Genomic DNA, 1,326 nt, shown 5'->3' on the forward strand with positions numbered 1-1,326 from the left:
GTTACGATAGCGGCTTTGTCCCTCGTTTAAATCAAGCTAAAATGACAGATTATCGCTAATATCGGACAATATGATGATTGGACTGGGGCTGGATGGCTATGAACCGGACAGTGGCCACGAATCGGCCATTGCCTTTCGTATCCGGGTGGTGGAGGCGGAGCAGTATATTCCGGCGCATTCCCACCGTAAGGGGCAGCTGATCCTTGCCCTGCACGGCGCCTTGACCTGCGAGGTGGAGAACGCAATGTGGATGGTGCCGCCGCAGTATGCGGTGTGGGTTCCGGGGCAGCTGTCCCACAGTAACCGCGCTACCCCCGGCGCCCAGGTATGCTTCCTGTTCATCGAGCCGGGCGCCGCGCCGATGCCGGATCGCTGCTGTACGTTAAAGATTTCCCCGCTGGTGCGAGAGCTGATCCTTACTCTGGCGGAGCGCGGCGGAGAGTCGCTGGCCGCCCCCGCCACGGCCCGGCTGGTGCAGGTTCTGTTTGATGAGCTGCCCCGCCAGCCGCAGGAACACCTGCAGCTGCCGGTATCAAACCACCCGAAAATTCGTCAAATGGTGACGATGATGGCCGAGGATCCGGCGCGCTGGCAGACCCTGAGCCAGTGGGCGGCGGTGTTTGCGATGAGCGAGCGGAATCTGGCCCGCCTGGTAGTGCGCGAAACGGGGCTGAGCTTTCGCCGCTGGCGCCATCAGCTGCAGCTGATCCTCGCGCTGCAGCTGCTGATCCGCGGGCAGACGGTGCAGCAGACGGCTCAGGCGCTGGGCTACGATTCCACCACCGCCTTCATCACCATGTTTAAAAAAGGGCTCGGGCAGACACCGGGCCGCTATCACGGTAGCCTGGCTACGACTTCCCAATAAACAATGAGATGATCCCGGCGGCAATCAGCGGCCCGACCGGGACGCCGCGAAACAGGGCGACGCCGAGTACTGTACCGACCAGCAGCCCGGCCACCAGATGCGGCTGGGAGCCCATCAGGGAGACGCCGCGCCCGCCGAGCCACGAAACAAACACCCCGACCGCAATCGCCAGCAGCGATTTCCAGTTCATAAAGGAGTGGATCAGCGTCGAGGGCGGCAGCGTGCCGCTGGCGATAGGCGCCATCACGCCGATGGTCAGAATAATGATCCCGACGGTCAGTCCCTGTTTCTCAACCCAGGGAAAGAAGGCGTTCAGCGGCGTGACGCGCACGATAATCAGCACGAGGATGGAGATCGCCACGGTGGTGTTATGACTGATAAAGCCGAGCGCCGCCAGACCCAGCAGGATCAACAGGGTGGTATCAAACATGTACAGAGGTCCTTGCCAAAATAAGAATGCC

At 61.4% G+C, this 1,326-nt stretch carries 2 protein-coding genes; one reads left to right on the plus strand and one right to left on the minus strand.

Translation table 11 applies throughout. The annotated features are described in order from the left end of the window. Positions 1-70 precede the first annotated feature (70 nt). The gene (locus tag VZP09_RS05980) at positions 71-865 is read left to right on the plus strand and encodes an AraC family transcriptional regulator (protein WP_004140469.1); all 795 of its coding nucleotides are present in this window, start codon (positions 71-73) and stop codon (positions 863-865) included. Here VZP09_RS05980 and VZP09_RS05985 read toward each other — a convergent pair. Beyond that, positions 849-1,295, minus strand: coding sequence for a DUF441 domain-containing protein (locus VZP09_RS05985; protein ID WP_002901080.1), 447 nt, complete (start codon positions 1,293-1,295; stop codon positions 849-851). The two genes, VZP09_RS05980 and VZP09_RS05985, sit on opposite strands and share 17 nt — an antisense overlap. Between the last annotated feature and the right edge of the window lie 31 nt (positions 1,296-1,326).

It is taken from the genome of Klebsiella sp. EMBS2024 (assembly GCF_036233805.1).
In the GTDB taxonomy this organism is placed as follows: domain Bacteria; phylum Pseudomonadota; class Gammaproteobacteria; order Enterobacterales; family Enterobacteriaceae; genus Klebsiella; species Klebsiella pneumoniae.